This is a genomic window from Streptomyces poriferorum, from assembly GCF_019399235.1.
Classification (GTDB): domain Bacteria; phylum Actinomycetota; class Actinomycetes; order Streptomycetales; family Streptomycetaceae; genus Streptomyces; species Streptomyces poriferorum.
In genome coordinates, this window is record NZ_JAELVH010000329.1 from 1 (window position 1) to 6,500 (window position 6,500).

Below are 6,500 nucleotides of genomic sequence, written 5' to 3' on the forward strand. Positions count from 1 at the left end.
CCGGGGCTCCGCCCCGGACCCCGCTCCTCAAACGCCGGAGGGGCTGAAAGCCAGACCCCGGCGGGGCTGGAAGTCAGGCCCCAGTGGGGCTGAAAGCCAGACGCCGGTGGGGCTGGTAGTCAGGCCCCGGTGGGACTGAAAGCCAGGCCCCGGTGGGGCTGGTAGTCAGGCCCCGGTGGGGCTGAAAGCCAGGCCCCGGTGGGGCTGGTAGTCAGACCCTGGTGGGACTGAAAGCCAGACCCCGGTGGGGCTGGAAGTCAGACCCCGGTGGGGCTGGAAGTCAGACCCCGGAGCACCTGGAAATGCGCGGGGAGGGGCTGAGAGAGGTAGAGGTAGTCGGCTGTTGCGAGGGGGTCAGCGTTGGCGGCGGACTTCCAGGGTGCGGAAGCGGTTCGAGACGAAAGCGCCGTCGCACAGGGCCGCGTTCGCTGCCGGGTTTCCTCCCGATCCGTGGAAGTCGGAGAACGCCGCCGTCTGGTTGACGTAGACCCCGCCGGTCAGATTCAGGGAGAGCTGGGCCGACTCGTCCAGGCAGACGTCCTCCACCGCGCGCTCCACCTCCGGTGAGGTGGTGTACGCGCCGACCGTCATCGCGCCCTTGTCACGGATCGTGCGGCGCAGTAGTTCCACCGCCTCCGCCGTCGAGTCGACGGCGACAGCGAACGAGACCGGGCCGAAGCACTCCGACAGGTAGGGCGAGTCCTCGTCCGGCTTGCTGCCGTCGAGCCTGACGATCAGCGGGGTGCGGACGACTGCCTCGGGGAAGTCCGGATTGGCCACCTCCCGCGAAGGCAGTGCCACCTCGCCCAGCTGTGCGGCCGCCTCCAGGCGGGCCTTCACGTCCGGGTTGACCAGAGCGCCGAGCAGTCCGTTCGCCCGGGCGTCGTCGCCGAGGAGTCCGGTGACGGCGGCGGCGATGTCCGTGACCACGTCGTCGTACGACTTGTCGCCGACATCCGTCGTGATGCCGTCCCGGGGGATCAGGAGGTTCTGCGGAGTGGTGCACATCTGGCCGCTGTAGAGGGAGAGCGAGAACGCCAGGTTGGCCAGCATGCCGCGGTAGTCGTCCGTGGAGTCGACGACGATCGTGTTGACGCCGGCCTTCTCCGTGTACACCTGGGCCTGGCGCGCGTTGGCCTCCAGCCAGTCACCGAATTCGGTGGAGCCGGTGTAGTCGATGATCCGGATCTCCGGACGGACCGCCAGGGTCTTGGCGATTCCCTCGCCCGGACGCTCGGCGGCCAGCGCGACCAGGTTGGGGTCGAAGCCCGCTTCCGTGAGGACCTCACGCGCCAGCTGCACGGTCAGGGCCAGTGGGAGGACCGCCCGGGGGTGCGGCTTGACCAGGACCGGGTTGCCCGTGGCCAGGGAGGCGAAGAGGCCCGGGTAGCCGTTCCATGTGGGGAAGGTGTTGCAGCCGATCAGCAGGGAGATGCCGCGGCCGGCCGCGGTGAACGTCTTGTGCAGGTCGATCGGGTCGCGCTTGCCCTGCGGCTTCGACCAGTCGGCGGTCCGGGGCGCGCGCATCTGCTCCTCGTACGCGTACGCCACCGCCTCCAGACCGCGGTCCTGGGCGTGCGGGCCTCCGGCCTGGAACGCCATCATGAAGGCCTGCCCGCTGGTGTGCATCACCGCGTGGCCGAACTCATGGGTGCGGGCGCTGATCCGCGCCAGGATCTCCAGGCAGACCAGCGCCCTGGTCTCCGGGCCTGCCTCGCGCCAGGCGGGCATGCCGGCACGCATCGCCGGGAGCAGCACGTCGAGGTCGGCGTGCGGGTACTCGACGGCCAGCTGCGGGCCGTACGGAGAGATCTCGCCGCCCGTCCAGCCGTCGGTGCCGGGCTGGTCCAGGTCGAGACGGGTGTTCAGCACGGCGTCGAAGGCGGCCTTGCCCTCGGCGGCGCCCAGGCTGCCGGGGGCGCCGCCCTCGCCGTAGGCCTTCGGGTGCTCGGGGTGGGGCGACCAGTAGGCACGCGTGCGGATCGCGTCGAGGGCCCGGTCGAGCGTGGGGCGGTGCCTCTCGGACAGCAGGTGCGGGGAGAGCTCGGCGGCCATGACGGACCAACTCCTCATCGAGCTGGGCAGGGACGGGCGGACAGAGTTAGAGTAACCGAACGATCGGTCGGGACAAGGGGGCCCGCGAAACCTGTGGACAAGACCGCCCCCATTTGCCGGTCGGTCCGACTCGTAGGGGAGGATCGCGGGCATGACCACGGCCAAGCGGGACACGTACACCCCGGAGACTCTGCTCGCCGTCGCCGTCCGTGTCTTCAACGAGCGCGGTTACGACGGCACCTCGATGGAGCACCTGTCCAAGGCGGCGGGCATCTCGAAGTCGTCCATCTACCATCACGTCGCCGGCAAGGAAGAGCTGCTGCGGCGCGCGGTCAGCCGGGCACTGGACGGGCTCTTCGGAATCCTCGACGAGCCGGGCGCGACCCGGGGCCGTGCGATCGAGCGCGTCGAGTACGTCACGCGCCGGACCGTCGAGGTGCTGATAGCCGAACTGCCCTACGTCACGCTGCTGCTGCGGGTGCGGGGCAACACGAAGACCGAGCGCTGGGCCCTGGAACGGCGGCGCGAGTTCGACCAGCGCGTGGCCGATCTGCTCAAGGCGGCGGTCGCGGACGGCGACCTCCGCTCCGACGTGGACATACGGCTTGCGACGCGGCTGCTGTTCGGGATGGTCAACTCGCTCGTGGAGTGGTTCCGGCCGCTGCCGGACGGCGGCGCGGAGGGGGAGCGGCTCGCCGACACCGTCGTGCAGCTGGCCTTCGAAGGCATGAAGTCCAGCCGTTGATCCCCAGGACCTGAGCCGGTGGCCGGGTCGTCCTCGCTCACGTGAGTTCCGTGGGACGGCCGGAGCCCGGGTCGTCCTCGCTCAGGTGAGTTCCGTCGGACGGTCGGAGCCCGGGGTCAGGTCCGTCTCCTCGAAGACGAGCAGGGTGCGGGTGGAGAGCACCTCCGGAATGGCCTGGATCCTCGTCAGGACCAGTTCGCGCAGTGACCGGTTGTCCGGGGTGTGCACCAGCAGCAGAACGTCGAAATCGCCGCTGACCAGTGCGATGTGCGTGGCGCCCGGCAGCGCCTGGAGCTGCTCCCGCACGGTGCGCCAGGAGTTCTGGACGATCTTGAGCGTGATGTACGCGGAGGCCCCCTGCCCCGCCCGTTCATGGTTCACCCGCGCGCCGAAGCCGCGGATCACACCGTCGTCGATGAGCCGGTTGATGCGGGCGTACGCATTGGCCCGCGAGACGTGGACGCGGTCGGCGACCGACCTTATCGAGGCGCGGCCGTCCGTCTGGAGCAGTCGGAGGATGGCGCCGTCGACGGCGTCCAGCGGGCGTGCCGGGGGAATCCTGCCCGGCTCCTCGCCCCCGTCGGCCATTTGTTCAGCTGCCATGTTCCCGTGCCTCCCCGTCCTGGACGACCTGTCCCCATCCCAGGCTGTGGAGAACCGTTTGTCCACAGGCTGACGGTGCCTGTAGCCAAAATGCGCTCGCGACCGAACAATCGGTAGGTGAGGCGCACCACATGCGCGCCTCGCACGGCTTTGGTTAATTCGACACATATCAACACCCCTCGGCATCGGGCACCCCCGATGCCGCCAGATGTCGCTCGATACCCCTCGACGCCAGGAGGTGCTTGTCATGACGGTCCAAGAGCTGCCCGGCGCGGCCGCCTACCGGCCCACGCCGCCCCCGGCCTGGAAGCCGCTCACCGATCCCGCGCCCCTGCTCCCGGACCCCGAGCCGTACCGCGTGCTCGGTACGGACGCCGCGGCCGAGGCAGACCCCCAGCTGCTGCTGCGGCTCTACGCGGAGCTCGTGCGCGGCCGACGGTACAACGCACAGGCGACCGCCCTCACCAAGCAGGGACGGCTCGCCGTCTATCCGTCGAGCACCGGGCAGGAGGCCTGCGAGATCGCGGCCGCCCTGGTGCTGGAGGAGCGGGACTGGCTCTTCCCCAGCTACCGCGACACGCTCGCGGCGGTGGCGCGGGGACTGGACCCGGTCGATGCCCTGACCCTGCTGCGCGGCGACCGGCACACCGGGTACGACCCGCGCGAGCACCGCATCGCGCCCCTGTGCACCCCGCTCGCCACCCAGCTGCCGCACGCCGTGGGCCTGGCCCACGCGGCGCGGCTCAAGGGGGACGACGTGGTGGCTCTCGCCATGGTCGGCGACGGCGGCACCAGCGAGGGTGATTTCCACGAGGCGCTGAACTTCGCGGCCGTCTGGCGGGCCCCGGTCGTCTTCCTCGTGCAGAACAACGGCTTCGCAATTTCCGTGCCCCTGGCCAAGCAGACCGCGGCACCGTCCCTGGCCCACAAGGCCGTGGGGTACGGGATGCCCGGCCGGCTGGTCGACGGCAACGACGCGGCCGCCATGCACCAGGTGCTCTCCGAGGCCGTGGCGAGGGCCAGGAGCGGCGGTGGTCCGACGCTGGTGGAGGCCGTCACCTACCGCATGGACGCCCACACCAACGCGGACGACGCCACGCGCTACCGAGGGAACAGCGAGGTCGAGGCCTGGCGGGCCCACGATCCGGTCCAGCTCCTGGAGCGCGAGCTGACCGGACGCGGGCTGCTCGGCGACGAAGGCATCGCGGAGGCGCGCGAGGCCGCGGAGCGGATGGCGGCGCAGCTGAGGGACCGGATGAACGCGGACCCGGTGCTCGACCCGATGGATCTCTTCGCCCATGTGTACGCGGAGCAGACGACACAACTGCGCGAGCAGGCGGCCCGCCTGCGGGTCGAGCTGGACGCGGAGCACGACCAGAACGGCACGGACGACAGGGGTGCGGGGCGATGACCACGGCAGCGGCCACGGCCGGGGAGCGGACGGCGAAGGCCAAGCCCGCGACCATGGCGCAGGCACTCGGTCGCGCGCTGCGCGACTCGATGGCCGAGGATCCCTCCGTGCACGTCCTCGGTGAGGACGTCGGCACGCTCGGCGGGGTCTTCAGGATCACCGACGGCCTGGCGAAGGAGTTCGGCGACGAGCGGTGCACGGACACCCCGCTGGCCGAGGCCGGCATTCTCGGCGCGGCAGTCGGCATGGCCATGTACGGGCTCCGGCCCGTGGTCGAGATGCAGTTCGACGCGTTCGCGTATCCGGCGTTCGAGCAGCTCATCAGCCATGTCGCCAAGATGCGGAACCGTACCGGGGGCGCGATGCCGCTGCCGATCACGGTCCGGGTCCCCTACGGCGGCGGCATCGGCGGCGTCGAGCACCACAGCGACTCCTCGGAGGCGTACTACATGGCGACCCCGGGTCTCCATGTCGTCACCCCCGCCACGGTCGAGGACGCGTACGGACTGCTGAGGGCCTCGATCGCGTCCGACGACCCGGTGGTCTTCCTGGAGCCCAAGCGGCTCTACTGGTCGAAGGCCGACTGGTCGCCGCAGGCACCGGCCGCCGTCGAACCCATCGGACGGGCGGTCGTACGCCGTCCCGGGCGCAGCGCGACGCTGATCACGTACGGACCGTCGCTGCCGGTCTGTATGGAGGCGGCGCAGGCCGCTGTCGAGGAGGGCTGGGACCTCGAAGTCGTCGACCTGCGTTCGCTGGTGCCGTTCGACGACGAGACCGTCGCCGCGTCCGTGCGGCGCACCGGCCGCGCGGTCGTCGTCCACGAGTCCACCGGCTTCGGCGGCCCGGGCGGCGAGATCGCCGCCCGGATCACCGAGCGCTGCTTCCACCATCTGGAGGCACCGGTACTGCGCGTCGCCGGTTTCGATATCCCGTACCCGCCTCCGATGCAGGAGCGCCACCATCTGCCGGGCGTGGACCGGGTGCTCGACGCCGTCGCACGACTGCAGTGGGAGGCGGACAACTGATGCCCCAGGTACTCGAATTCAAGCTTCCGGATCTCGGCGAGGGGCTGACCGAGGCGCAGATCGTGCGCTGGCTGGTGGAGGTCGGCGATGTCGTCGCCATCGACCAGCCCGTCGTCGAGGTCGAGACGGCCAAGGCGATGGTGGAGGTGCCCTGCCCGTACGGAGGCGTGGTCACCGCACGGTTCGGCGAGGAAGGAACGGAACTTCCCGTCGGCGCACCGCTGCTGACGGTCGCTGTCGGAACCGTGGAACCGTCGGGGTCGCAGACGTTGACCGGTGCGGGCTCGGGATCGGGTTCAGGTGCTGCGGCGGTCGCCGACCCGGAGCCGTCCGGTTCGGGGAACGTGCTGGTGGGGTACGGGACGGGTGCGCCGCCGGTGCGCCGCCGGCGGGTCCGGCCGGAGGGCCTTTCGGCTCCCACCGCGTCCGCCGCCGCTCCCACCGCCGCGCTGCCGGCCGAGGCCGCGGTCGCCGCCCGGGCCGCCGACGACGTACGGGGGCCGGTCGCCGTGGTCTCCCCGCTGGTCCGCAAGCTTGCGCGGCAGCACGACCTCGATCTGCGGCAGCTCGCGGGATCCGGGCCCGACGGGCTGATCCTGCGCGCCGATGTCGAGTCCGCCATCCGGTCGGTGGCGCCGGCTCCCGTCGCCGCTCCGGC

Annotated in this window: 6 protein-coding genes; 4 read left to right on the plus strand and 2 right to left on the minus strand. The window is 71.1% G+C overall.

The features are described 5' to 3' along the window. Positions 1–354: 354 nt before the first annotated feature. A complete protein-coding gene (gene paaN / locus JGS39_RS34685) occupies positions 355–2,055 on the minus strand; it encodes a phenylacetic acid degradation protein PaaN (protein ID WP_219573725.1) in 1,701 nt (566 codons plus the stop codon). Positions 2,056–2,206: 151 nt separating this feature from the next. Between paaN and JGS39_RS34690 the strand changes: the two genes are divergently transcribed. After that, on the plus strand, positions 2,207–2,800 hold the full coding sequence (locus JGS39_RS34690; protein ID WP_219573726.1) for a TetR/AcrR family transcriptional regulator: 594 nt from the start codon (positions 2,207–2,209) through the stop codon (positions 2,798–2,800). Positions 2,801–2,881: 81 nt separating this feature from the next. Here JGS39_RS34690 and JGS39_RS34695 read toward each other — a convergent pair whose 3' ends face one another. Next, positions 2,882–3,388: an Lrp/AsnC family transcriptional regulator gene (locus JGS39_RS34695; protein WP_219573730.1), complete on the minus strand. Its 507-nt coding sequence runs from the start codon at positions 3,386–3,388 to the stop codon at positions 2,882–2,884. 262 nt (positions 3,389–3,650) lie between these two features. Here JGS39_RS34695 and pdhA point away from each other — a divergent pair, with 262 nt between their 5' ends. The 3 genes from pdhA to JGS39_RS34710 all read left to right on the plus strand — a co-directional run. Further along, positions 3,651–4,814, plus strand: a complete 1,164-nt coding sequence (gene pdhA / locus JGS39_RS34700; protein ID WP_219573727.1) for a pyruvate dehydrogenase (acetyl-transferring) E1 component subunit alpha — start codon at positions 3,651–3,653, stop codon at positions 4,812–4,814. Continuing rightward, positions 4,811–5,842, plus strand: coding sequence for an alpha-ketoacid dehydrogenase subunit beta (locus tag JGS39_RS34705; protein ID WP_219573728.1), 1,032 nt, complete (start codon positions 4,811–4,813; stop codon positions 5,840–5,842). Before pdhA ends, JGS39_RS34705 begins: the two co-directional genes overlap by 4 nt. Continuing rightward, positions 5,842–6,500 (plus strand): biotin/lipoyl-containing protein (locus JGS39_RS34710; RefSeq protein ID WP_219573729.1); only part of this gene is annotated, 659 nt, incomplete at its 3' end. The genes JGS39_RS34705 and JGS39_RS34710, both read left to right, overlap by 1 nt.